General features: G+C 69.7%; 20 protein-coding genes. 8 read left to right on the top strand and 12 right to left on the bottom strand.

The window, feature by feature from the left end; genetic code table 11:
• Nucleotides 1–25 precede the first annotated feature (25 nt).
• The 6 genes from DK254_RS12175 to DK254_RS12150 form a co-directional block, all read right to left on the bottom strand.
• Nucleotides 26–850 (bottom strand): ABC transporter permease, encoded by an 825-nt coding sequence (locus tag DK254_RS12175; RefSeq protein WP_109933908.1) that lies wholly within the window; start codon nucleotides 848–850, stop codon nucleotides 26–28.
• Nucleotides 847–1,761 carry an ABC transporter ATP-binding protein gene (locus DK254_RS12170; protein WP_109933907.1) on the bottom strand — a complete coding sequence of 305 codons (915 nt, stop codon included), beginning with the start codon at nucleotides 1,759–1,761 and terminating at the stop codon, nucleotides 847–849. Before DK254_RS12170 ends, DK254_RS12175 begins: the two co-directional genes overlap by 4 nt.
• Nucleotides 1,758–3,029, bottom strand: coding sequence for a nitrous oxide reductase family maturation protein NosD (locus tag DK254_RS12165; protein ID WP_109933906.1), 1,272 nt, complete (start codon nucleotides 3,027–3,029; stop codon nucleotides 1,758–1,760). The genes DK254_RS12170 and DK254_RS12165 overlap by 4 nt, the downstream gene beginning before the upstream one ends.
• A 74-nt stretch (nucleotides 3,030–3,103) precedes the next feature.
• The gene (gene nosZ, locus DK254_RS12160; protein WP_109933905.1) at nucleotides 3,104–5,017 is read right to left on the bottom strand and encodes a TAT-dependent nitrous-oxide reductase; all 1,914 of its coding nucleotides are present in this window, start codon (nucleotides 5,015–5,017) and stop codon (nucleotides 3,104–3,106) included.
• Between the two features lie 23 nt (nucleotides 5,018–5,040).
• Entirely contained in the window at nucleotides 5,041–7,140 is a 2,100-nt protein-coding gene (gene nosR / locus DK254_RS12155; RefSeq protein WP_256595857.1) for a transcriptional regulator NosR, read from the bottom strand.
• A 115-nt stretch (nucleotides 7,141–7,255) separates the two neighbouring features.
• Nucleotides 7,256–7,567 (bottom strand): c-type cytochrome, encoded by a 312-nt coding sequence (locus tag DK254_RS12150; RefSeq protein ID WP_109933904.1) that lies wholly within the window; start codon nucleotides 7,565–7,567, stop codon nucleotides 7,256–7,258.
• 199 nt (nucleotides 7,568–7,766) lie between these two features.
• Between DK254_RS12150 and DK254_RS12145 the strand changes: the two genes are divergently transcribed.
• From DK254_RS12145 to DK254_RS12120, 6 genes are all read left to right on the top strand, one after another.
• Nucleotides 7,767–8,561, top strand: a complete 795-nt coding sequence (locus DK254_RS12145) for a CbbQ/NirQ/NorQ/GpvN family protein (RefSeq protein ID WP_109933903.1) — start codon at nucleotides 7,767–7,769, stop codon at nucleotides 8,559–8,561.
• Nucleotides 8,545–9,138 carry a cytochrome c oxidase subunit 3 gene (locus tag DK254_RS12140; RefSeq protein ID WP_109933902.1) on the top strand — a complete coding sequence of 198 codons (594 nt, stop codon included), beginning with the start codon at nucleotides 8,545–8,547 and terminating at the stop codon, nucleotides 9,136–9,138. The genes DK254_RS12145 and DK254_RS12140 overlap by 17 nt, the downstream gene beginning before the upstream one ends.
• Complete coding sequence (locus tag DK254_RS12135) at nucleotides 9,135–9,383, top strand: cytochrome C oxidase subunit IV family protein (protein ID WP_009614890.1); 249 nt, start codon at nucleotides 9,135–9,137, stop codon at nucleotides 9,381–9,383. Before DK254_RS12140 ends, DK254_RS12135 begins: the two co-directional genes overlap by 4 nt.
• Before the next feature lie 114 nt (nucleotides 9,384–9,497).
• Nucleotides 9,498–9,938 (top strand): cytochrome c, encoded by a 441-nt coding sequence (locus tag DK254_RS12130; protein ID WP_043314711.1) that lies wholly within the window; start codon nucleotides 9,498–9,500, stop codon nucleotides 9,936–9,938.
• 2 nt (nucleotides 9,939–9,940) lie between these two features.
• The gene (locus DK254_RS12125) at nucleotides 9,941–11,362 is read left to right on the top strand and encodes a cbb3-type cytochrome c oxidase subunit I (RefSeq protein ID WP_109933901.1); all 1,422 of its coding nucleotides are present in this window, start codon (nucleotides 9,941–9,943) and stop codon (nucleotides 11,360–11,362) included.
• A 58-nt stretch (nucleotides 11,363–11,420) separates the two neighbouring features.
• Nucleotides 11,421–13,268 carry a nitric oxide reductase activation protein NorD gene (locus DK254_RS12120; protein ID WP_109933900.1) on the top strand — a complete coding sequence of 616 codons (1,848 nt, stop codon included), beginning with the start codon at nucleotides 11,421–11,423 and terminating at the stop codon, nucleotides 13,266–13,268.
• 384 nt (nucleotides 13,269–13,652) lie between these two features.
• Here DK254_RS12120 and DK254_RS12115 read toward each other — a convergent pair whose 3' ends face one another.
• The 6 genes from DK254_RS12115 to nirK form a co-directional block, all read right to left on the bottom strand.
• Nucleotides 13,653–13,835, bottom strand: a complete 183-nt coding sequence (locus tag DK254_RS12115) for a protein DnrP (RefSeq protein WP_109933899.1) — start codon at nucleotides 13,833–13,835, stop codon at nucleotides 13,653–13,655.
• Between the two features lie 2 nt (nucleotides 13,836–13,837).
• Complete coding sequence (locus tag DK254_RS12110; RefSeq protein WP_109933898.1) at nucleotides 13,838–14,521, bottom strand: Crp/Fnr family transcriptional regulator; 684 nt, start codon at nucleotides 14,519–14,521, stop codon at nucleotides 13,838–13,840.
• A gap of 101 nt (nucleotides 14,522–14,622) precedes the next feature.
• Nucleotides 14,623–15,294: an iron-sulfur cluster repair protein YtfE gene (ytfE, locus tag DK254_RS12105; protein WP_109933897.1), complete on the bottom strand. Its 672-nt coding sequence runs from the start codon at nucleotides 15,292–15,294 to the stop codon at nucleotides 14,623–14,625.
• A gap of 76 nt (nucleotides 15,295–15,370) precedes the next feature.
• Nucleotides 15,371–16,102, bottom strand: a complete 732-nt coding sequence (locus DK254_RS12100) for a Crp/Fnr family transcriptional regulator (RefSeq protein ID WP_244160984.1) — start codon at nucleotides 16,100–16,102, stop codon at nucleotides 15,371–15,373.
• Between the two features lie 70 nt (nucleotides 16,103–16,172).
• Nucleotides 16,173–16,985: an SUMF1/EgtB/PvdO family nonheme iron enzyme gene (locus DK254_RS12095; RefSeq protein ID WP_109933896.1), complete on the bottom strand. Its 813-nt coding sequence runs from the start codon at nucleotides 16,983–16,985 to the stop codon at nucleotides 16,173–16,175.
• Between the two features lie 48 nt (nucleotides 16,986–17,033).
• Nucleotides 17,034–18,182: a copper-containing nitrite reductase gene (nirK, locus tag DK254_RS12090; protein ID WP_109933895.1), complete on the bottom strand. Its 1,149-nt coding sequence runs from the start codon at nucleotides 18,180–18,182 to the stop codon at nucleotides 17,034–17,036.
• 237 nt (nucleotides 18,183–18,419) lie between these two features.
• Between nirK and DK254_RS12085 the strand changes: the two genes are divergently transcribed.
• Together DK254_RS12085 and DK254_RS12080 are read left to right on the top strand one after the other, a co-directional pair.
• A complete protein-coding gene (locus DK254_RS12085) occupies nucleotides 18,420–20,609 on the top strand; it encodes an outer membrane assembly lipoprotein YfiO (RefSeq protein WP_109933894.1) in 2,190 nt (729 codons plus the stop codon).
• A 7-nt stretch (nucleotides 20,610–20,616) separates the two neighbouring features.
• Nucleotides 20,617–21,339 carry a DUF3142 domain-containing protein gene (locus DK254_RS12080; protein WP_109933893.1) on the top strand — a complete coding sequence of 241 codons (723 nt, stop codon included), beginning with the start codon at nucleotides 20,617–20,619 and terminating at the stop codon, nucleotides 21,337–21,339.
• The last annotated feature ends 21 nt before the right edge of the window (nucleotides 21,340–21,360 follow it).

Raw genomic sequence — 21,360 nt, 5'->3', positions numbered from 1 at the left:
ATCGGGGGCTCCTTGGGGTGAGACGTCAGGCCGGGCGGCGCTGGAACAGCCGGTAGGCCAGGGCCAGCGCCGCCGGCGTCCAGGCGGCCAGAGCCAGCCAGAGCAGGGCGCCGGGCACCGGCAGGTCGCGGCCCAGGACCAGTACGCCGTCGATTTCCGGGCCGAGCCCGGAGAGGTTGATCAGGCGGTAGATGTCGGTGGGGTTGAGCAGCAGCAGCCAGGGCAGCAGCTCCGGGCTGAGGCGGCCCTTGCCCAGCACCAGCAGGGCCAGCAGGGCGAGGTCGAACAGCAGCACGAAGAAGAACCACAGGCCCAGCGCCAGGCCGGCGGCGGTGGACTTCTCGCCGACGCGGCTGCTCAGGGCGTAGGCCATGGCCAGGAAGGCCCAGCCGAGCAGGGTGGACGACAGAATGAAGCGGGCGAAGGCCCACAGCAGCTGGGGCAGCTGGATGTCCTCCACCAGCACGGCGATGGACAGCGCGGCGGCGGCGAAGCCGAGCAGGGTGGCCAGAGCGAGGATCAGGCCGTGGCCGAGGAACTTGCCCAGCAGCAGCTGGCCACGGCTCAGCGGGTAGGCCAGCAGGAGCAGCAGGGTGCCGCCTTCCTCCTCGCCGACGATGGCGTCGTAGGCCAGCAGCAGGGCGATCAGCGGCATGAGGATGGTGGCCAGGCTCGCGAGGCTGGCCATGGTCGCCGGGATCGAGGTGAAGCCCACCTGCCCGGCGGTGGCGGCGCCGAACCAGGCGATGCCCACGGCGAGCAGGGCGAACAGCAGGCTGATCGCCAGCAGCCAGCGGTTGCGCAGGCCGTCGGCCAGTTCCTTGCGGGCGATGTGCCAGACCGGCTTCATGGCGTTTCTCCGCAGGCGCGCCCGGCGCCCTGCATGTGGTGGAGGTAGAGGTCCTCTAGCGAGGGCGGCAGCACCTCCAGGCCCAGGGGCTGCTCTTCCAGCAGCGCCTGCAGCAGCCGGCGCTGCCGTTCCTCGGCGGCCAGCAGTTCGATGCGCCCGCCGTCCAGCGCGCGGACGGTGTAGCCGCTGGCGCGCCAATGCTCCAGCCAGCGTTCGCTGCGCGGGCCGGCGATGCGGATGCGCGTCGGCAGCCCGGCCTCGCGGCGCAACTCGGCCAGGCTGCCGCAGGTCAGCAGGCGGCCGTGGGCGAGGATGGCGGCGCGGTCGATGTGGGATTCGACGCCGGGCAGCACGTGGGAGCAGAGGATGACCCCGGTGCCCTGGCTGCGCAGACGGTCGAGCAGGCGGTAGAGCTCGACGGTGGCCACCGGGTCGAGGCCCACGCTGGGCTCGTCGAGCAGCAGCAGGCGCGGCCGGCCGAGGATCGCCTGGGCCAGGCCGAGGCGCTGGCGCATGCCCTTGGAGTAGGTCTTCAGGCGCCGGTTGGCGGCCTGGGCCAGGCCCACCTGTTCGAGCAGCGCGTCCACCTCGGCGGGCGCGGCGCCCTTGAGGCGGGCGAAGTGGCGCAGGGTCTCGCGGCCGGTCAGTTGCGGGTAGAAGGTGACATTCTCCGGGAGGAAGCCGAGCTGGCGGCGCACCGCGGGGGCGTCGGCGGCGTGGCCGAACACCCGCACGCTGCCTGAGTCGGGGCGCAGCAGGCCGAGCATCAGCTTGATGCTGGTGGTCTTGCCGGCGCCGTTGTGGCCGAGCAGGCCGAGCACTTCGCCGGCGGCCAGGTCCAGGTCGAGCCCGTGCAGGGCGGTGAAGGCACCGTAGCGCAGGCTGGCGCGTTGGATTTCCAGCAGCTTCATGGGCGCGCCTCCGCTTGTGGTTCGCGCATCAGCGGATGGCTGTCGCGCACCCCCGGCGAGCGCGTCACCGGGAAGGCGCGCTGCACCCAGCGCAGCAGTTCGATGGAGGGGCTGGCGAGCAGCAGGCGCACCTGCGGGTACAGCCACAGCAGGCGGTCGACGTTGTCGTTGGGCTCGTAGAAGACATCGCCCAGGCCGTCGTCGTCGCGGTCCCAGCCCAGGTAGTCGCTCCAGTAGTTGCCGCGGCCGTCGACCGACCATTCCTGGGTGCGGTTGGCCACGTAGAGCACCTGCTGGCGGTTGCCGACGAAGGCGTTGCCGGCGATGCGGTTTTCCTCCGAGCCCGCGGTCAGGTGGATGCCCAGGGCGCTGCCGGCCAGGCGGTTGCCCTCGATGCGGTTGTACAGCGAGTTGTAGATGAACAGGGCCTTGCCCTCGGCGCCGGCGATCATGCCTTCGCCAGTCACGCCGCTGCCGCTGCGCACGCCCTCGACGCGGTTGCCTGCGAGGGTCGAATAGGTGATGTAGTTCATCAGGATGCCGTAGTTCTCGTCGTCCACCGAGCGGTTGCCGATCACGCTGAGCTTGCGGCTCTGCATCAGCGCGTAGCCGGTGCGGGTGCGGCGGGTCAGGTTGCCGATCACCCGGCTGTCGTTGGTGAACATGTAGTGCACGCCGTAGCGCAGGTCTTCCAGGCGGTTGTGCTCGATGGCGCTGCCGTTGGCGGTGTCGATGTAGATGCCGTCGCGGGTGTGGCGCACCCGGTTGCCGCGCACCAGGGCGTTGCGCACCGCGTAGAGGTGGATGCCGTTGCCGCGGTCCTGGGAGCGCAGCTGCACATCGCCCTCGATGCGGTTGTCCAGCACCTGGGCGTCTTCGCTGGCGTCGAGCCAGATGCCGAAACCCGGGCCCTGCAGCCGGTTGCCGCGCAGGACCACGCCGCGGGCGCGTTTCTCGACGAAGATCGCCGAGTCCATGTCGGTCAGGTTGCGGCCCCAGTTACGCACCCGGCAGCCTTCGAGGGTGACCTCGGCGCTGCGCACGGTGAGGGTGCTGCCCTGGCCCTGGCCGTCGAAGGTGGCGCCGTCCTCGCAGCGCAGGTGCATTGGCCGGTCGATGAGGAAGTGGCCGGCGTAGGTGCCGGCCGCCAGCGTCCACAGCCCTTCGCCCGCCGCGCGCAGGGGCAGCTCGTCGATCGGCTGGAGCGCGGCCAGCGCGGGGCCGGCGAGCGTCAGCAGCAGGGCGAGGCAGGCGCGGGAAGTGGGCACGCGGAAGCATCCTCCGGGGGCGTTCGCAGGTGGCGCTGCCGGGCCCCCGGGCCCGGCAGCGCCCGCGGCCCGTATCAGGCCTTTTCCACCAGCATGCGGCCGACCATTTCCATGTGCAGGGCATGGCAGAACCAGCTGCAGTAGTACCAGTGCACCCCGGGCCGGTCGGCGACGAAGGTGATGGACGAGGTCTGCTGCGGGCTGATCTCCATGTTCACGCCGTGGTTGACCATGGCGAAGCCGTGGGTCACGTCCTCGATCTCGTCGAGGTTGGTGATGGTCACCGTGACCTCGTCGCCCTGCTTCACGGTGAACTCGGTGATCCCGTAGGTGGGCGCCATGGAGGTCATGTACACGCGCACCTGCTTGCCGTCGCGGATGACCTTGTTGTCCTTGAGCAGGTCGATGCCGTCCTTCTTCGCCCGGGCCACGGTCGGGGCGAAGAAGGGGTCGTCGCGCGACCAGATCTTGCGCGGCTTGATCTGGTCGCGGCGGGCCATGATGCAGTCGTGCGGCTCGGCGAAGGTGGGGCCGTCGTGGACCAGCTGCATCTCGTCGCCGGAGATGTCGATCAACTGGTCGTTCTCCGGGTGCAGCGGGCCGGTGAGCAGGAAGCGGTCCTTGGAGAACTTGCTCAGCACCACCACCCACTTGCCGTCGGCCTCGCGGGTCTCGCAGAGCGAGGCGTGGTTGTGCCCCGGCTGGTAGTGCACGTCGAGCTTCTGGCGGATGTAGTCGACCTTCTCGCCCTTGTAGGCGCGCACTGCGTCCTCCAGGTTCCACTTCACCAGCTGGCTGTCGATGAACAGCGTGGTGTAGGCGTTGCCGCGGCCGTCGAAGGTGGTGTGCAGCGGGCCCAGGCCCAGTTCCGGTTCGGCGACTACGGCCTCGCGCGGGTCCTTGAGCTTGCCGGCGAAGAGGTCCGGCAGCCTGTCGATGGCGATCATGCTGCAGGTCGGCGACAGCTTGCCGTTGGCGATGAAGTACTTGCCGTCCGGCGAGGTGTTCAGGCCGTGGGGGTTCTTCGGCACCGGGATGTAGCGCGTCACCGCGCTGTCCTTGCCGTCCTTGCGGCGGCCGTCGACCACCGGGACCTTGGAGTCGCCCAGGGTGACGAAGCGCTTGGCCTTGATCTCGGCCTCGATGCGCGGGATGTCGAACACCACCACCCAGTCGCGCTCGTTGCGCATCATGCCGGCCAGGTCCACCGCCTTCTCCGAGTTGTAGCAGGTGGAGGCGGCGAAGCGGCCGGTGTAGTCCATGTCGGTGTTGTCCAGGTTGCCGTCGACGATCACCTGCCAGGCCACCTCCATGGTCTCGGCGTCGATGGCGTTGTACATGGTGAAGGCGTTGTCCGCGCCGGGGTCGAAGCTGGAGCCGTCGTTGGGGTGGGGAATGATGAACTCGGCGTTGCAGAACACGTACTTGGTGTGCGGCACCTTCTGCAGGCGCAGGCCGTGGATGGCCTGGACGTTGGGGACGGTGACGATCCTGTCGCACTTCATGATGTCCAGGCGGATGCGCGCGACGCGGCTGTTGGCCTTGTCGTTGATGAACAGGTACTTGCCGTCGTACTTGCCGTCGGTCATGGAGATGTGCGGGTGGTGGCAGTCGCCGTTGTGGAAGCGCGCGCTGTCGCCGAGGATGTGCTTGCTCTCGTTGGTCAGGCCCCAGCCGGTGGCCGAGTCGACGTTGAACACCGGGATGCGCATCAGCTCGCGCATCGAGGGGATGCCCAGCACCCGCACCTCGCCGGAGTGGCCGCCGCTCCAGAAGCCGTAGTACTCGTCCAGCTCGCCGGGGCCGACGTGGGCCTTGGCCTGCGCCGCCTTGACCGTGTCGGCCCAGGCCTCGCGCGGGATCACCGCGCTGCCCAGGGCGCTGGCGCCGACCAGCGCCGCGGCGCCGGTGACCGCCGAGGCGCCGAGGAAGTCACGGCGGCTGAAGCCGCTGGCGTCTTCGGGTTGCGGGTGTTTCTTCTCGTTCATGTCCGATCCTCCCAAGTTGCTATTCAGAGTTGGCGCACGGCGATCCGCTCGCCGTCGTCCGCCGGTGCCTGCTTGCTACGTTTCTTGCGCTTGTTCACCAGCGGCGGGCACTTGTTTTCGTCGTGGTAGGTGAGTTGGCAGTCGAGGCAGTAGTGACACTCGTTGGCGTTGATCCGGCCGTCCGGGTGGATGGCCTGGATCTCGCATTCGCGGGCGCACAGCTGGCAGGGCTGGCCGCATTCCTTGCGCCGCTTGAGCCAGTCGAACAGGCGCGCCTTGCCGGGGATGGCCAGGGCCGCGCCGAGCGGGCAGAGATAGCGGCAATAGACCTTGCGGGTGAACAGGTTGACCAGCAGCAGGCCGGCGGCGTAGGCGACGAAGCCCCACTGGCGGGCGAAGCCCAGGGTGATGGCGGTCTTGAACGGCTCCACCTCGGCGGCGCGCTCGGCGGTGGCGAGCGATTCGAGGGAGAGGCCGAACAGCGCCAGCAGGATGATGTACTTGACCGCCCAGAGCCGCTCGTGGACCGCGAAGGGCAGCTCGAACTGCGGCACCCGCAGCTTGCGCGCGGCCTCGTTGAGCAGCTCCTGCAGGGCGCCGAACGGGCACAGCCAGCCGCAGAACACGCCGCGCCCCCAGAGCAGCACGCTGGCGGCGGTGAAGGTCCAGAGGATGAACAGGATGGGGTCGCTGAGGAACAGCTCCCAGCGGAAGCCTTCGAACAGCGCGTGGACGAAGGTGAGCACGTTGACCACCGACAGCTGGCCCAGGCAGTACCAGCCGATGAACACCAGGGTGAACGCCAGGTAGCCGCGGCGCACCCAGTGCAGCAGGTGCGGCCGGCGGGTGAGGGCGTCCTGCAGGAAGAGGATGGTGGCGAGCAGCGCCAGGGCGCCGAGCAGCACGCCGATCTGGAAGCTCTTCTGGTACCAGATGCGCAGCCACAGCGGGCGCTTGGCCTCTTCCAGGGCCGCCAGTTCCTCGGCCGTCGGCTGCGGTCGCAGCAGGTAGGCCTCGGGTGTCTGGTAGGGCAGGGCGAAGCTGGTGAACAGGCTGGCCACCGGGCCGGTCTGGCGGCGCACCAGCAGCTCCAGGTTCCACGGCGTGCCGGGGTCGAAGCGGTGCTGGGCGCGGACGATGAAGATGGCCATCTCGGCGAAGGCCGGCATGCCCTCGGCGTAGACGTCGGACAGGCGCTGGTAGTCGAGGTCGCGGAAGCTGAGGATGTCGCCGAACTGGCGCAGCTGCACCCGGTCGAAGATGCCGCCGCGCACGTAGCCCGAGCCCTTGAACGAATACTGGCCGTTGCCCAGCACGGCGATGGCGTATTCACCGGGCTTCAGCGCGTCCATCAGCTCCTGGTACTGGCGCTCGCCGAGCAGGTTGCGGCCGATGCCCGGCGGGTTGAGCAGGGCGGTGTAGAGGTCGATGAAGTCGTCCGCCCGGTGCGCTGCATCGGCCGCGCCGACGTTGGCGGCCTCGGTGCCCTTGAAGGCGTCGTCGATCTGCCCGCGGTTCAGCTGCAGGCGGCGGATCGCGCCGCTGCCGGTCAGCTCGGTCCAGGTCGCCGGCTGGAACGCGTCCAGGCGCACCTGCGCAGGCTTGGGCCGGACGCTGCCGCCGTCCTCGATCAGCCCCAGGGACACCGCCACGGTATGGGCGGCGCGCATGACGATCTCGTTGACCACCATGACGGTGACAGTGGCGCCGGCGACGGCATCGATGGTGGTGGTCTGCTTGTCGCTGGAGCGCCCCACCACCACGCGCTGGTCGGCCCGCACGCCGGCATAGCCGGCGGTGAAGGCATGCAGTTTTTCTACGGGAATGCCGATCAGCAGGATCGGCTCGTGGTGTTCGAGCACATAAGCGTCGCGGATCACCGCATGGGGATCGAGGATCACCTGCAGGTTGATCGGCTTGCCGGAATAGGCCGGCATCTGGGTGACGCGGATGCTCTGGAAGGCATAGCCGAGCAGCTCGTCGCCCTTGAACAGGCGGCGCACGCCGAACTCGCCCTCGGCCTCGCCGATGCGCTCGACGCCGGGGAATACCTGGGTGATGCGGGTGCGTTCCAGGTCGCTGAGCTCGGCGCCCTGGGCGGCCAGGCCGACCAGTAGCAGCAGCCAGCCCAGCAGCAGGCGGAGGTAACTGACGGCGCCTTCGCGGCAGGCGTCGGGCTCCGTGCTGCAGTGGGCATCCTGGTCGGCGGCCATCGGGTTTCCTCCCCTGCGCGATAACTTACTTGAGCGTGACTATCCACTCGGCAAGGGTCTTGGCCTCATCCTCGCTGACGGCGTTGGGCGGCATCTGCATCGTGCCCCAGACACCCTTGCTGCCTGTGCGGATGCTGTGCATCACGTGGGCTACGCCGTCGGGCTGGTCGCCGTACTTCTTCGCCACGTCATGGAAGGCCGGGCCCACCAGCTTCTTGTCCAGCGTGTGGCAGGCCACACAGGCCTTGGCCTTGAACAGGTCCTCGGCGCTGCTGGCGAAGGCTGGCGCCTGTGCCAGCAACCCGGCGGCCAGCAGTACGGCCATTGCTTTGTTCATGGTTCTCTTTCCTCGCAGGCTTGGCGCCGCAGCGCCGGATCCAGGTGCCGGCGTCCCGCCCGGCGGTGGCTGCGATTCTAGAAGGGGCCCGTGGCGCAAACGCTTGATGACAATCAAGAACTTCCGGCGCCGCGCTTGAGGCCGATCGCCGCGCTGGCTAGCGTGCCAAGCCGTGGAACCCGATGGAGAACCCCCGCTCATGAACGCACCCGCCCAGGAACTTCCGCTCTTTTACCAGCCCAGCGGCAACGAGGTGACGCTGTTCAGCGAGGCCGCGGCGCAAGGCATGCCGGTGCTGATCAAGGGGCCGACCGGCTGCGGCAAGACGCGCTTCGTCCAGTACATGGCCCAGCGCCTGGGCCGGCCGCTGTACACCGTGGCCTGCCACGACGACCTGTCGGCGGCGGACCTGGTCGGCCGCCACCTGATCGGCAGCGACGGCACCTGGTGGCAGGACGGCCCGCTGACCCGCGCGGTGCGCGAGGGCGGCATCTGCTACCTCGACGAAGTGGTCGAGGCGCGCCAGGACACGGTGGTGGTGCTGCACCCGCTGGCCGACGACCGCCGCGAGCTGTTCATCGAGCGCACCGGCGAGTCGCTGGTGGCGCCGCCCGGCTTCATGCTGGTGGTGTCCTACAACCCCGGCTACCAGAACCTGCTCAAGGGCATGAAGCCGAGCACCCGCCAGCGTTTCGTGGCGCTGCGCTTCGACTACCCGGCGGCGGAGGTGGAGGCGGGCATCATCGCCCGCGAGGCGAACGTCGATGTGGCGTTGGCCCAGCGCCTGGCGCAGCTGGGCGTGGCCCTGCGCCGCCTGGGGCGGCAGGAGCTGGAGGAAGTCTGCTCGACGCGCCTGTTGGTGCTCACCGCGCGGCTGATCCACGCCGGGCTGGCGCCGCGCGAGGCCTGCCGCGCCGGGCTGGCCGAGCCGCTGTCCGATGACGAAGGCACCGTCGCCGCGCTGATGGACCTGGTCGATGTCCACTTCGCCTGAGGCCCTGGCCGGCACCCGGCGGCTGCCGGGCGACCTGGCGATGTGGCTGTTCATCCTCGCCGAGCTGAGCGTCTTCGCCATCCTCCTGCTGGTCTTCGCCGTGGCCCAGCGCCTGGACGCCGAGGGCTTCCGCGCCGGCCGCGCGGAGCTGGACCTGTCCCTCGGCCTGGCCCTGACGCTGAGCCTGCTGACCGCCGGCTTCCTCGCCGCCGCCGCGGTGGAGCTGGTGCGCCGCGGCCACCAGCGCCGCGCCGGGGCCCTGCTGCTGGCGGCGCTGGCGCTCGGGCTGCTGCACGTGGCGCTGAAGGCCGGCGAGTACCACCACCTGGCGCAGCGCGGGCTGGACCTGGAGCACAGCACCTTCTTCACGCTGTTCTGGCTGGTCACCGGCTTCCATTTCCTGCACGTCTGGCTGGGCCTGGTGATCCTCGGCTGGATGGCCCTGCGCTGCCTGCGCGGCGCCTATGCCCAGGGCGCCCTCGGCGGGCTGGAGTCCGGGGCGCTGTATTGGCACATGGTGGACCTGGTGTGGGTGATGCTGTTCCCGCTGGTCTACGTGCTGGCGCCCCTGCCATGAGGTCGCTGGCCCTGGCCTGGGCGTTGCTGGTGCCGCTGGCGCTGGCCGGCATCTGGCTCGGCAACCACGCCGCCAGCGCGTTGTTGCCGGTGGCGAGCATCCTGCTGCTGGCGCTGGGCAAGGCCTGGCTCATCGTGCTGCGCTTCATGGAGCTGGGCCACGGCCCGGCGCTGTGGCGCCGGCTGCTGCTCGGCTGGCCGCTGGCGCTCGCCGTGCTCCTTCTGGCTGTCCACGCAAGCTACTGATTTCCCTGAAAATAAATACCTGACAGGAAGCATTGGTCTTTCTTGATCGCCATCAAGCGGATCGGCCCGGGGGCCTTCCTAGAATGGCCGCAAATCGAGACCGAGGAGGACCCCATGTCAGACACCTTCACCAAGGGCATGGCGAGGAACATCTACCTGGGGGGAGGCGTTTTCTTCTTCCTGGTGTTTCTCGCCCTGACCTATCACACCGAAACCACCTTCCCCAAGCGCACCAACCAGGCCGAGCTGACCGAGTCGGTGGTGCGCGGCAAGCTGGTGTGGGAACAGAACAACTGCGTCGGCTGCCATTCGCTGCTGGGCGAGGGCGCCTACTTCGCGCCGGAGCTGGGCAACGTGATCGGCCGCCGCGGCGGTGACGCCGCCTTCGACAGCTTCCTCGCCGCCTGGATGAAGATGCAGCCGCTGGGCATCCCCGGGCGCCGGCAGATGCCGCAGTTCCACCTCAGCGACCAGGAGGTGGCGGACCTGGCGGCCTTCCTGCGCTGGACCTCGAAGATCGACACCAACAAATGGCCGCCGAACAAGGAGGGTTGAGCATGAACCCGGGCAATCCCCATCTGAAATTCGCTTCGCAAGCGGTGGCCAAGCCGTACTTCGTGTTCGCCCTGATGCTGTTCGTCGGGCAGATCGTCTTCGGCCTGGTCATGGGCATGCAGTACGTGGTCGGCGACTTCCTGTTCCCGGCCATCCCCTTCAACGTCGCCCGCATGGTGCACACCAACCTGCTGATCGTCTGGCTGCTGTTCGGCTTCATGGGCGCGGCCTACTACCTGGTGCCGGAGGAGGCCGACCGCGAGCTGCACAGCCCGAAACTGGCGATCCTGCTGTTCTGGGTGTTCGCCGTCGCCGGCGTGCTGACCATCCTCGGCTACCTGCTGGTGCCCTACGCGGGCCTGGCGCGGCTGACCCACAACGAGCTGCTGCCGACCATGGGCCGGGAGTTCCTCGAACAGCCGACCATCACCAAGATGGGCATAGTCGTGGTCGCCCTGGGCTTCCTCTACAACATCGGCATGACGCTGCTCAAGGGCCGCAAGACCGTGGTCAGCGTGGTGATGATGACCGGCCTGGTGGGCCTGGCGGTGTTCTTCCTGTTCTCCTTCTACAACCCGGAGAACCTGGCCCGCGACAAGTACTACTGGTGGTGGGTGGTGCACCTGTGGGTGGAAGGCGTGTGGGAGCTGATCATGGGCTCGATGCTGGCCTTCGTGCTGATCAAGATCACCGGCGTCGACCGCGAGGTGGTGGAGAAGTGGCTCTACGTGATCATCGCCATGGCCCTGATCACCGGCATCATCGGCACCGGCCACCACTACTTCTGGATCGGCGCGCCGGGCGTCTGGCTGTGGCTCGGCTCGATCTTCTCGGCGCTGGAGCCGCTGCCGTTCTTCGCCATGGTGCTGTTCGCCTTCAACATGGTGCGCCGCCGTCGCCGCGAGCACCCGAACAAGGCCGCCGCGCTCTGGGCGCTGGGCACCACCGTCACCGCCTTCCTCGGCGCCGGCGTGTGGGGCTTCCTGCACACCCTGGCACCGGTGAACTACTACACCCACGGCACCCAGCTGACCGCCGCCCACGGCCACCTGGCCTTCTACGGCGCCTACGTGATGATCGTGATCACCCTGATCAGCTATGCCATGCCGCGCCTGCGCGGGATCGGCGAGGCGCCTGACGCCCGGGCGCAGAGCCTGGAGATCTGGGCCTTCTGGCTGATGACCGTGTCGATGCTGCTGATCACCCTGATGCTGACCGCCGCCGGCGTGGTGCAGGTGTGGCTGCAGCGGCTGCCGGCCGACGGCGCGGCCATGCCGTTCATGGCCACGGTGGAGCAGTTGAAGGTGTTCTTCTGGCTGCGCCTGTATGCCGGCGTCGGCTTCTTCATCGGGCTGATCTGCTACCTGCTGAGCTTCCGCCAGCGCGGCCGCATCGCGGTGGGCGTGGCGCAGCAGGCCGGTTGAGTTCCCTCCCCCGGGGCCCGTCTGCCTGGCAGCGGGCCCTTTTTTTCGCGAGGTCGCGATGACCCTTCACCTGGAGCTGGAAGAAGGCTTCGGCCGCGCCTGGCACCGCTTCATCACCCGCCGCGCCAGCCCGACGTTCGAGGACGCGGCGGTGAGCCTGGACGAGGTCCGGCGCAGCCTGCTGCTGCTGTTCCGCGCCACCGGCGGCGAGGCCGGCGTCGGCGTGGAGGCGGCCAGCGCGCGCGAGCTGCTGGTGCGCCGCAGCCTGTTGCAACAGGTGGCCGGCACCTGCCAGCAGTTGCCGGTGGCCTGGTTCGACGCCGACTCCCTGCGCCTGCCGGCCAGCCTCGCGGTCTACCCCGAGGCGCACCTGAACCTTGAACTCTACCGCTGGCTGGCGCTGCTCGCGGCGCACAGCCAGCCGCTGCGGCACTGGGCCGGCGACAACCAGGCCTGGACCCTCGCCGTGCTGCAGCGCTACCCGCTGCTGCGCCCGCGCTACGAACGGCTGGTGGAAGCGCTGCTACCATTGCGCCCGGACCCGGCCCAGTTGCCGCCGGCCGAGGCGGCGCTGGAGCGTGCGCTGCGCCAGGCGTTGCGCGAGCCCGGCAGCGTCAGCGGCCTGCCGCGTAGCGAGCGCGCGCCCTGGCCGTTGCCGCTGTGGTTGTACCCGCCGCAGCAGCTGGCGGCGCCGCAGCGGACCGAACTGGTCGACGGCGGCGAGCAGGGCAGGGCGCAGGGCGAGGTGCGCAACGGCGCCGCCCGCAAGCGCGCCGAACGCGCCGGGCAGGACCCGGGGCGCGGCGGCCTGCTGCTGTTCCGTCTGGAGAACCTGTTCAGCTGGTCCGAGCACGTCGAGCTGGACCGCGCCGGCGACGACAGCGAGGACCTGGACGCCGCGCGGGTGGCCGAGGACCTCGACCACCTGAGCCTGTCCCGGCAACGCCAGCGCAAGGGCGGCGGCCTGCGCCTGGACCTCGACCTGCCGGCGGCCGAGTACGACGACCTGCCGCTGGGCGAGGGCATCCGCCTGCCGGAGTGGGACTACCGGCGCCAATGCCTGCTGCCCGACCACGTCTGCCTGCAGCCGATGCTGCCGCGCGATGCCGCGCCGGCGCCATTGCCGGACGCGCTCGCGCCCATCGCCCGGCGCCTGCGCCGGCAGTTCGAAGGCCTGCGCCAGCAGCCGCAGTGGCTGCGCCGCCAGCCCCAGGGCAGCGAGCCGGACCTGCAGGCCTGGCTGGACTTCAGCGTCGAGCGGCGCCTGGGCGCCTGCGCCGAGACCGGCCTGTTCCTCGAACGCCGGCAGACCCGCCGCGACCTGGCCTGCCTGCTGCTGGCCGACCTGTCGATGTCCACCGACGCGCACCTGGACGACCGCCACCGCGTCATCGACCTGATCGGCGACAGCCTGCTGCTGTTCGGCGAGGCGCTGCAGGCGGTGGGCGACCGCTTCGCGCTGTACGGCTTTTCCTCGCTGCGCCGGCACCACGTGCGCCTGACCCAGCTGAAGAGCTTCGAGGAACGCCATGGCGACGCCGTGCGCGGGCGCATCCGCGCGCTGCGGCCGGGCTACTACACGCGCATGGGCGCGGCCATCCGCCGGGCCACGCAACTGCTGCTCGAACGCGGCGAGCGCCAGCGCCTGCTGCTGATCCTCACCGACGGCAAGCCCAACGACCTGGATTGCTACGAGGGCCGCTACGGCGTCGAGGACACCCGCCAGGCGGTGCTGGAAGCGCGCCGCGCCGGGGTGCTGCCGTTCTGCCTGACCATCGACCGCGAGGCGGCGGACTACCTGCCGCACCTGTTCGGCCACCAGGGCTACCTGATGCTGCGCGATCCGGCCCAGCTGCCGCTGCGCCTGCCGCAGCTCTACCGCCAGCTGACGCGGCGCCGTGAGTGACGCGGTGGACAGCTCTTCGTAGGAGCGAGGGGGACGCCTAGTTCTTGCTCGCGAACCAACCCCCGCAGCGGGACCCGTTCGCGACTGGATTTACCGGCCACGCCGGAACGGCCAACGGCGGATAGCCGCGAACGGTTATGCGCCCTACGGTGAGAGTAGCCAGGAGTATCAGGATGGCTCCGGATTTCCCGACTGCTCAGCCCGTGGCACTGGAACGGCGGATAACGCTTGGGGCGTTATGCGCCCTACACCACCCCACATATGCCGTTCCCCTGTAGGAGCGCGCCCTGCGCGCGAAATCGCGGGCAGGGCCCGCTCCTACAAGGGGGCATTCATCGAGCGTAGGGCGAATAACCGTTCGCGGTTATCCGCCGCAGGTGCCTGTCAGCGCGGCAACCAGAGCGCCATCGCCAGGCAGAACAGGGCGAGGGCCATGCAGAAGAGCTTGAACCGGCGCAGCCGCTTCTGCCTAGCCAGGGCCTGTTCGACCGGCAGCGGCATGCCGCAGTGCGGGCAGTCGGCCTGGTCGTCGGCGCTGGGCTGCTGGCAGTACAGGCACTGGCGCATGCCTACTCGAACTGCTCCAGACGCAGCGGGGCCAGGACCTGGACGGTGCGGCCCTGCAGGTCGATGATGCGTTCGTCGATCAGCCGGCGCAGCACGCGGGAGAAGGTTTCCGGCTGGATCGACAGGTGCCCGGCCACCAGTTGCTTGGCCATCGGCAGCTCGAAGCGCAGGTCGGCGTCGCCGTGGCGGTTGAGCAGCGTCAGCAGGTAGCGCACCACCCGGTGGGTGGAGTTCTTCAGCGACAGCGTCTCGATCTCGTTGATCCGCCTATGCAGGCGGATGCACAAGGTGCCGAGCAGGGCGAAGGGCAGCTGCGGGTTGCTGTGCAGCAGCTCCAGGTAGGTGCGGTTGGCGAAGCGGTAGACCTGCGTCGGCTCCAGCGCCTGGGCCGAGGCGACGTAGTCCGGGGTGTCCATGAACATCATGGCCTCGGCGAAGGTCTGCCGGCCGACCACCACTTCCAGGACCTTCTCCTGGCCCTCCGGGGTCAGGCGGAAGATCTTCACCGCGCCGGATATCACGAAGAAGAAGGCATGGGCCGGCTCACCCTGGTGGAACAGCTTGTCGCCCTTGTCGAGGTTGAGCAGCTGGCAGGTGGCGAGCAACTGTTCCAGCTGCGCCTCTTCGAGGGCATCGAACAGGTGGTGCCCGCGCAGGATCTGCTGGTGGACGCGCTGGGACTGCATGGCGGAGCCTTCCTGAACCGTGGGTATCCGGTCAGTATGCTCGCCATGCCCGGCTTGGTGGGTGAGGCATGCTGTCACGTCGGGCTCCGGCCGATGGGCGGTCATTGCGGGCGGTTGGCGCCGATGAACAGCAGGTTGTTCTCCAGGTGGATGTGCTGCATCAGGTCGCGGCGCAGCTCCTCCAGCCCGGCGTAGAGCGCGCGCCAGCTGGTGCAGGCGTTGGCCGGGGCGGTCAGGTCGTCGGTCAGCTCGGCCAGCGCGGCCAGGCTCTGGGCGTGTTCGTCGTGCTCGTGGCGCATCACCCCGATCGGCCCCTGCACGTGCAGCAGCGGCACGCCCTGGCTCAGCCAGGGGAACAGGATGTTCTCTTCCTTGCACATGTGCGACTCGAGTTCTTCCTGCATCTGCTCCAGCAGCGCCACCAGGCCGTGGGGGCAGTGCGGGTGCGCGGCGTGGGTGCGTTCCACGCGCTGGGCCAGCGGCAGCAGCGCGGGGAACTGCTGGCGATGGCGCTGGTGGTAGCGTTCGAGGATGTGTTCGATCAGCTCGGTGTTGCTCGCCTGGCGCCAGTCGCGCTCTTCGCTGGCCGGGCGCAGGGCGCGCAGTTCGCTGGCGATGCGTTCGGCGTCCAGGCCCAGTTCGCTGGCGGCCTCGCGCAGGCTACGCTGGCCGGCGCAGCAGAAGTCCAGCTTGTAGTCGCGCAGCAGGCTGGTGCTGCCGGGCAGGCTGCAGGCCAGGTCGCTGAGGGTGCGTTCGGTCAGGTTGTCGTGCATGGCGGCGGCCTCGGGAGTCGGTGTGGGGGCTGGCGCCAGTCTAGGAAGGGCGCGGCCCCGGGCTCCTTGATTGCGGTCAAGCGTCGCAGTGCGCGGGTTCCCGCTCGTCGTCGCCCTCGGCGATGTGCAGCAGTTGCTGCGGGTTGCGCACCAGCAGCTTCTGCCGGCCGCCGCGCACCAGGCCGCGCCCTTCCCAGGCGCTGAGGATGCGCGAGACGGTGTGCAGGGTGGTGCCGGTCATCTCGGCGATGTCCTGGCGGCTGACGGGAAAATCGATGCGCACGCCCTCGGATTCCGCGCGGCCGCTGTTGCGCACCAGGCGCAGCACGGCGTGGGCGACGCGGCGCTCGACCTCCTCGGTGGCCAGCTCGCAGAAGCGCACGTGGGCTTCCTGCAGGCGCACGCCAATGGCCTGCACGGTGTTCAGGGCGAAGCCGGGGTGGCGCGCCAGCAGCGGCTCCCACAGCGCGGTCGGCCAGGCCAGGGCCAGGCTTTCCTGGGTGGCGCTGGCGGTGGCGGGGTAGTCCTCGCGGCCCAGGGCGCGGACGAAGCCGAACAGGTCGCCGGGGTTGACCAGGCGCACCAGCACGCGCTGGCCGTCGCAGGTCACCTGGGTGGCCTTGAGGCGGCCGTGGACCAGCAGGTAGAAGGCCTCGGCCGGTTCGCCCTGCTCGAACACAGTGGCGCCGCAGTGCAGCGGCAGCACGCTGGCCGGGCGAAGGATGTCGTCCTGTTCCTCGCGGGTGCAGTTGGCGAACGGCGGCAGGTTCGCCAGCCAGGCGCGGTTGATCGGTGGCTTGTCGCTCACGGTCAGGATTCCCTGGGGCCCGCCGCAGCATACCTGCATCGTGCTGTGGCGAAACTTGAGTGGGATCAAGTCAAGGCAGCTCTCTGACCAGGCGGAACCCCAGGTTGTCCGGCGGCTGCCCGGCGCTGCAGCCGCCGCCGCGGGCGTCGCGGACGAATTCGTTGATGGCGGCGCGGTGGCGGCCCTCGGCGATGCGGATCGAGCAGGCCTCGACGCGGGTCTTTTCCGTGCCGCCGGCATCCAGGCTGACCCGCGTGTGGCAGCTCTGCGTCCATTCCCAGACGTTGCCCGCAAGGTCCGCCACCCCCAGTTCGTTGAGGCCGTGGCTGCCGCGCGGCTGCGCCCGGGCCGGGCCTTCGCTGGCCGCCGCGGCCTCGAAGCGGTAGCGCGCCAGCCAGCGGCGCGCCGGGTTGCGGCCGTCGTCGTCGATGCGCAGGGCGTCGTCGGCCCAGCGCGAGCCGGCGAAGAATGCCCATTCGGCGTCGCTGGGCAGGCGCCAGCGCTGGCCGGTGCGCTTCGACAGCCAGTCGGCATAGCGCTGCGCATCCAGCAGGCTGGCGCCGGTGAGCGGCAGGTCTTCGCCGGGGGCGGCGACCTGGCTCTCCAGCGCCAGGCAGTCGCCGGCGTCCACGCAGCGGGCGTATTCGACCTGGCTGACCTGGTATTTCATCACCGCGAAGCGTGGCGCCAGGCGTTCGCTACGCAGCGGCGCATCCACCGGGCGGGCGTCGCGCCAGTAGTCGCCGGCGGGGCGGAAGCGGTATTCCCGTGGCGTCAGGCTGACGGTCTCCGGCGCCAGGCTCGGGTCGGTGCGCGGCAGCCATGCGCCCAGGGCGATGGCCACCAGCAGCAGCGGAAGGGCGATGGTCAGCGCCTTGCGCATGGGCGTTCCCTCGTGGCGGGGCCGGCCCTCGCGGGCCGGCCGGTGGCGTCACTTGATGGGGGAGGGCGGTTCGACCTGGCTCATCAGGTCGGAATCCCACTGCCCCTCGACCTGGAAGTGCGCGGTGGCGCCCAGGGCCACGCCTTCGATCAGGTTGTGGTTGAGGTAGGCGTACAGGCCCGGCTGGCGGAAGGTGTACAACGCAGCGCCAGCGGCGCCGCCGGGGATGAACCAGGTCTCCAGGCCTTCCTCCGGCGGGTTGCCGAACTTGCCGGTGGCCCAGACGTGGTCGCCGTGGCCGCCGATCAGGTGCGGGCGGGTGTCGCGGTTGGCCTGGGAGTGGACGATCAGCACGGTCTCGCCGACCTTGGAGGTCAGCGCGTTCTTGCCGGTCAGCGCGCCGACCCGGCCGTTGAACACCACGTGGCTGGGGATCAGCCCCTTCATGGTCTGCATCGTGTCGTTGAAGCTCTCGGTGGGGCTGGCGTAGCGCTTGAACTTGCCGTCCTTGTCGCGCGGGACGTAGAAGTCCTGCTCGCCGACGTAGAACACCTTGTCGTACTTCAGCGGCCGGCCTTCGCGGTCCTTCAGGCCGTCGCGCGGCAGCACCATGATCGCGCCGTTCATGCCGGAGACCACGTGCCAGGGGATCATCATCCCGCCGGGCGCGCAGTGGTAGACGAACACGCCGGGGCGGGTGGCCTTGAAGCGCAGCTTGACCTGCTCGCCGGGGTTGACCACGGTCAGCGAGCCGCCGCCCAGGGCGCCGGTGGCGGCGTGGAAGTCGATGTTGTGGGCCATGCTGTTGCTGGCCGGGTTGACCAGGGTGAGCTCGACGTAGTCGTCCTGGTGCACCACCATCAGCGGCCCGGGCACCGAGCCATTGAAGGTCATGGCGTGGATGTGGGTGTCGTCGTCATCGATGATCAGGTCCTTCTCCTCGATGACCATGCGGAACTCCACCACCCGCGGCTTGCTGCTGGTGCGCTGTTCGTGGGCGTGGACGAAGGGCGGGACGAGCAGCTCGACCTTGCTCCTGGCCAGCTTCGACAGGTCCGGCGCCGGCCCGGTCTGCAGCGGCGCCGACTCCTTGGCGAAGGCCAGACCGCTGCCGAGGACCGAACCGGCGACGCCGAGCGCGACGGCTCCGGCGAGCAGGCTGCGGCGCGAAAAGGGCATTTTTTCCAGGTCAGGCATGGGTACATCTCCTAATGGACGAGATTTCGTTGTCCACAGGGAACTCCCTTGGGCGAAAACCTTCTTTGCGCGGAAGCAAATAGCGGCGCAGCTGGACAATCTGCCGCAGCGCGCTGTCAGGTTTTTCCGTCGACGCCTGTGTGAATGCGGCAAGTGCCGGTGCGCCGAGGTAAGATTCCTGCCCAATGAGCGAATCTCCCGCGCCAAGGCGCGGGCTCCAACGGACAAGGACCTTGCATGCGCCCGCGTGGACTCCCCCTCCTGGCCCTCACCTTCGGCGTGCTTGCCGCGCAGCAGGCCTACGCCAGCAGCGACGATTCCTGCTACCCGAGCTGGAACCTCAAGCGCGACACCCTGGACGTGTGCAACAGCCTGCCGTTCCTGAGCCCCGGCAACGACAGCCGGGTCAACCTGCAGCTGCTGCTGGCCGACGCCGGCCGTGCCAGCCTGCCGGTCAAGGCGCTGTCCGATGACGAGCAGCAGCTGGGCTACGGCCTGGTGCCCTTCCCGCTGATGCGCCTGTTCGACGAGCCCCTGGCCCCGGAGGCCGCGACGGCCGCCGACGCCAAGCCGGCGGCGCCCCTGGCGGAGCTGGCGGTGCGCATCGGCCTGCCGGCGGACGCGGTGCCGGCCGAGGGCGAGCGCTTCGCCAGCGGCGAGGGCAGCCGCTGCCGCAGCAACAACCCGGCCACCGCCCAGGACTTCCTCGCCCAGCTGCTCGCCGCCGACCTGCCGCCGGCCGAGCGGCAGAGCCTGGCGCGGGCGCGCCTGGCCCTGCTGCAGGGCTGCCAGTGGGACGAGGCGCAGCTCGCCGGCCTGTTCCCCGGCGACGTGGACTCCCCCGGCGGGCGCGAGTTCGCCGGCTACCTGCAGGGCATCGCTGCCTTCTACAGCGGCCACTTCCCGGCCGCGCGCAAGAACTTCCAGGCCCTGCGCGACAGCCGCCTGCCCTGGCTGCGCGAGACGGCGCGCTACATGCTCGGCCGCAGCCAGCTCAACCAGGCGCAGCAGAACGCCTTCGACGACATGGGCTACCCCGACCTGCGCAAGGTCGACCAGGCCGCGCTCAAGGTCGCCGAAAGCGACTTCAAGGCCTATCTGCAGGCTTATCCACAGGGCCGCTATGCCACTTCGGCCAAGGGCCTGATGCGCCGCGTGTACTGGCTGATGAACGACCCCGGGCGCCTGGCCGCGGAATACGCCTGGCTGTTCGCCCAGCCGGAGGCGGCCCAGGGCAATGCCGACCAGGCCCAACTGATCGCCGAGGTGGACAACAAGCTGCTGGTCAGCGCGCACCCGGCGGAGGTCAAGAACCCGCGCCTGCTGGCGGTGCTCGACCTGATGCAGATGCGTCACCATGAGGCCGGCGAGGGCCGCGCCCTCGACCTGCCCGGGCTGCAGGCGCAGAAACCGTTGTTCGCCGAGCTGCCGGGGCTGCACGACTACCTGCTGGCGGCCTGGCAGCTGTACGTCGAGGAGCAGCCGGGCAAGGCGGCCGAACAACTGCCCAAGGCCCTGCCGCAGAAGCTCGACTACCTCGCCTTCAGCCAGCAGACCCTGCGCGGCTTCGCCCTGGAGGCCGGCAACGACTGGCTGGGCGCGGAGAAGCTGTGGCTGCAGCTGCTGCCGCTGGCCCACCAGCCGCTGCAGCGCGAGCAGCTGGAACTGGCGCTGGCCTTCAACTACGAGCGCAGCGACCGCCTGGTGAAGGTCTATGCCGAGAACTCGCCGGTGCGCACCCCGGCCATCCGCGAGCTGCTGCTGCGCCACATCGCCGGCCCCGAGCTGCTGCGCCAGCAGGTGAAGTCCGAGACGGCGCCGGCCGAGGAGCGCGACACCGCGCTCTTCACCCTGCTGTACAAGGACCTGCTGCACGGCCGCTACGCCAACTTCGTCAACGACCTCGCGCTGCTGCCGGCCGAGCCCTCGACCAAGCCGCTGAGCGCAAGCCTGGGCTTCGTCTACGGCGGCGGGCAGCCGCTGAGCCTGTTCCAGTGGCCGGGCGGCAAGGGCAGCTCCAGCTACGACTGCCCGGCGCTGCGCGACCTCGCCCTGGCCTTGCAGCAGGAACCGCAGCCGCCGCAGGCGCTGAACTGCTTCGGCGAGTTCATCCTGCGCAACAACCTCGACAGCTTCCCGCTGGACAACCAGCCCGGCGTGCGCGAACTGGGCGGCAGCCCGTCGCTGTTCGAGGGCGAGCCCTACTCGCGCCTGGACGGCTACCTGAAGGTGATCGCCGACGCGCAGGCCGGCAGCGACGACAAGGCCTACGCGCTGTACCGCGCCATCAACTGCTACGCCCCCAGCGGCTACAACGGCTGCGGCAAGCAGGACATCGCCCCGGCGCAGCGCAAGCGCTGGTTCCGCACGTTGAAGACGCAGTACGCCGACACGCCCTGGTCGAAATCGCTGAAGTACTACTGGTAGCGCCGCCATGGGCCTGGCCGCGAAGAGCCTGGCGCTGGGCCTGCTGGCGCTATGGGGCGCCACGGCCAGCGCCGGGGTGGTCGACGCCGCCGACTACGACGCCTTCTGGCTGTGGGGCGGGGTCCAGGCCCAGCCGGTGCTGCGCCAGGCGCGCACCCTCTACGTGCTGCAGGGCCAGGTCAGCGCCCCGCGCGGCGCCCCCGGGCAACCGGCGCGCCTGCACGCCCAGGGCATCGCCATGCCGCGCCTGCGCTCGGGCCAGGTCTGGGTGGTCTACCGCGCCCACAGCCTGCGCTGGAGCGAGGACAGCTACGCGACCCTGCTGGCCCAGTTGCGCCGCTGGCAGCGCGCCGGCAACCCGCTGCTGGGCGTGCAGATCGACTTCGACGCACGCACCCGCTACCTCGACGAATACGTGGCCTTCCTGCGCGACTTCCGCCGGCGCCTGCCGCTGGAGTACCGCCTGAGCATCACCGGCCTGCTGGACTGGAGCAGCAACGCGGAGCCGGCGACCATCAACCAGCTGCGCGACGTGGTGGACGAGGTGGTGGTGCAGACCTACCAGGGGCGGCGGACCATCCCCGACTACGAACGCTACCTGCCCAGGGTGGCGCGCCTGCAGCTGCCGTTCCGCATCGGCCTGGCGCAGTACGGGCAGTGGCAGGCGCCGGGCTACCTGGAGCGCAGCCCGTGGTTCCGGGGGTATGTGGTGTTCTTGCAGAATCCGTGAGTTGGTGGGGTGGGGTTTGGT

Origin of the sequence: Pseudomonas sp. RW407, from assembly GCF_003176655.1 — a bacterium.
Lineage (GTDB): Bacteria > Pseudomonadota > Gammaproteobacteria > Pseudomonadales > Pseudomonadaceae > Pseudomonas > Pseudomonas delhiensis.
Note: the sequence above shows the minus strand (reverse complement) of the source record. Positions and strands in the feature narration are given on the sequence as shown.

Bases quoted from the DNA above. Each gene is read 5' to 3' on its own strand.
- DK254_RS12080 (WP_109933893.1), top strand. From the start codon at position 20,617: ATGGGCCTGGCCGCGAAGAGCCTGGCGCTGGGCCTGCTGGCGCTATGG.
- nirK (WP_109933895.1), bottom strand. From the start codon at position 18,182: ATGCCTGACCTGGAAAAAATGCCCTTTTCGCGCCGCAGCCTGCTCGCC.
- DK254_RS12145 (WP_109933903.1), top strand. From the start codon at position 7,767: ATGAACGCACCCGCCCAGGAACTTCCGCTCTTTTACCAGCCCAGCGGC.
- DK254_RS12130 (WP_043314711.1), top strand. From the start codon at position 9,498: ATGTCAGACACCTTCACCAAGGGCATGGCGAGGAACATCTACCTGGGG.
- DK254_RS12170 (WP_109933907.1), bottom strand. From the start codon at position 1,761: ATGAAGCTGCTGGAAATCCAACGCGCCAGCCTGCGCTACGGTGCCTTC.
- DK254_RS12110 (WP_109933898.1), bottom strand. From the start codon at position 14,521: ATGCAGTCCCAGCGCGTCCACCAGCAGATCCTGCGCGGGCACCACCTG.
- DK254_RS12150 (WP_109933904.1), bottom strand. From the start codon at position 7,567: ATGAACAAAGCAATGGCCGTACTGCTGGCCGCCGGGTTGCTGGCACAG.
- nosZ (WP_109933905.1), bottom strand. From the start codon at position 5,017: ATGAACGAGAAGAAACACCCGCAACCCGAAGACGCCAGCGGCTTCAGC.
- DK254_RS12085 (WP_109933894.1), top strand. From the start codon at position 18,420: ATGCGCCCGCGTGGACTCCCCCTCCTGGCCCTCACCTTCGGCGTGCTT.
- DK254_RS12175 (WP_109933908.1), bottom strand. From the start codon at position 850: ATGAAGCCGGTCTGGCACATCGCCCGCAAGGAACTGGCCGACGGCCTG.
- DK254_RS12120 (WP_109933900.1), top strand. From the start codon at position 11,421: ATGACCCTTCACCTGGAGCTGGAAGAAGGCTTCGGCCGCGCCTGGCAC.
- DK254_RS12125 (WP_109933901.1), top strand. From the start codon at position 9,941: ATGAACCCGGGCAATCCCCATCTGAAATTCGCTTCGCAAGCGGTGGCC.
- DK254_RS12095 (WP_109933896.1), bottom strand. From the start codon at position 16,985: ATGCGCAAGGCGCTGACCATCGCCCTTCCGCTGCTGCTGGTGGCCATC.
- DK254_RS12135 (WP_009614890.1), top strand. From the start codon at position 9,135: ATGAGGTCGCTGGCCCTGGCCTGGGCGTTGCTGGTGCCGCTGGCGCTG.
- DK254_RS12140 (WP_109933902.1), top strand. From the start codon at position 8,545: ATGTCCACTTCGCCTGAGGCCCTGGCCGGCACCCGGCGGCTGCCGGGC.
- ytfE (WP_109933897.1), bottom strand. From the start codon at position 15,294: ATGCACGACAACCTGACCGAACGCACCCTCAGCGACCTGGCCTGCAGC.
- DK254_RS12115 (WP_109933899.1), bottom strand. From the start codon at position 13,835: ATGCGCCAGTGCCTGTACTGCCAGCAGCCCAGCGCCGACGACCAGGCC.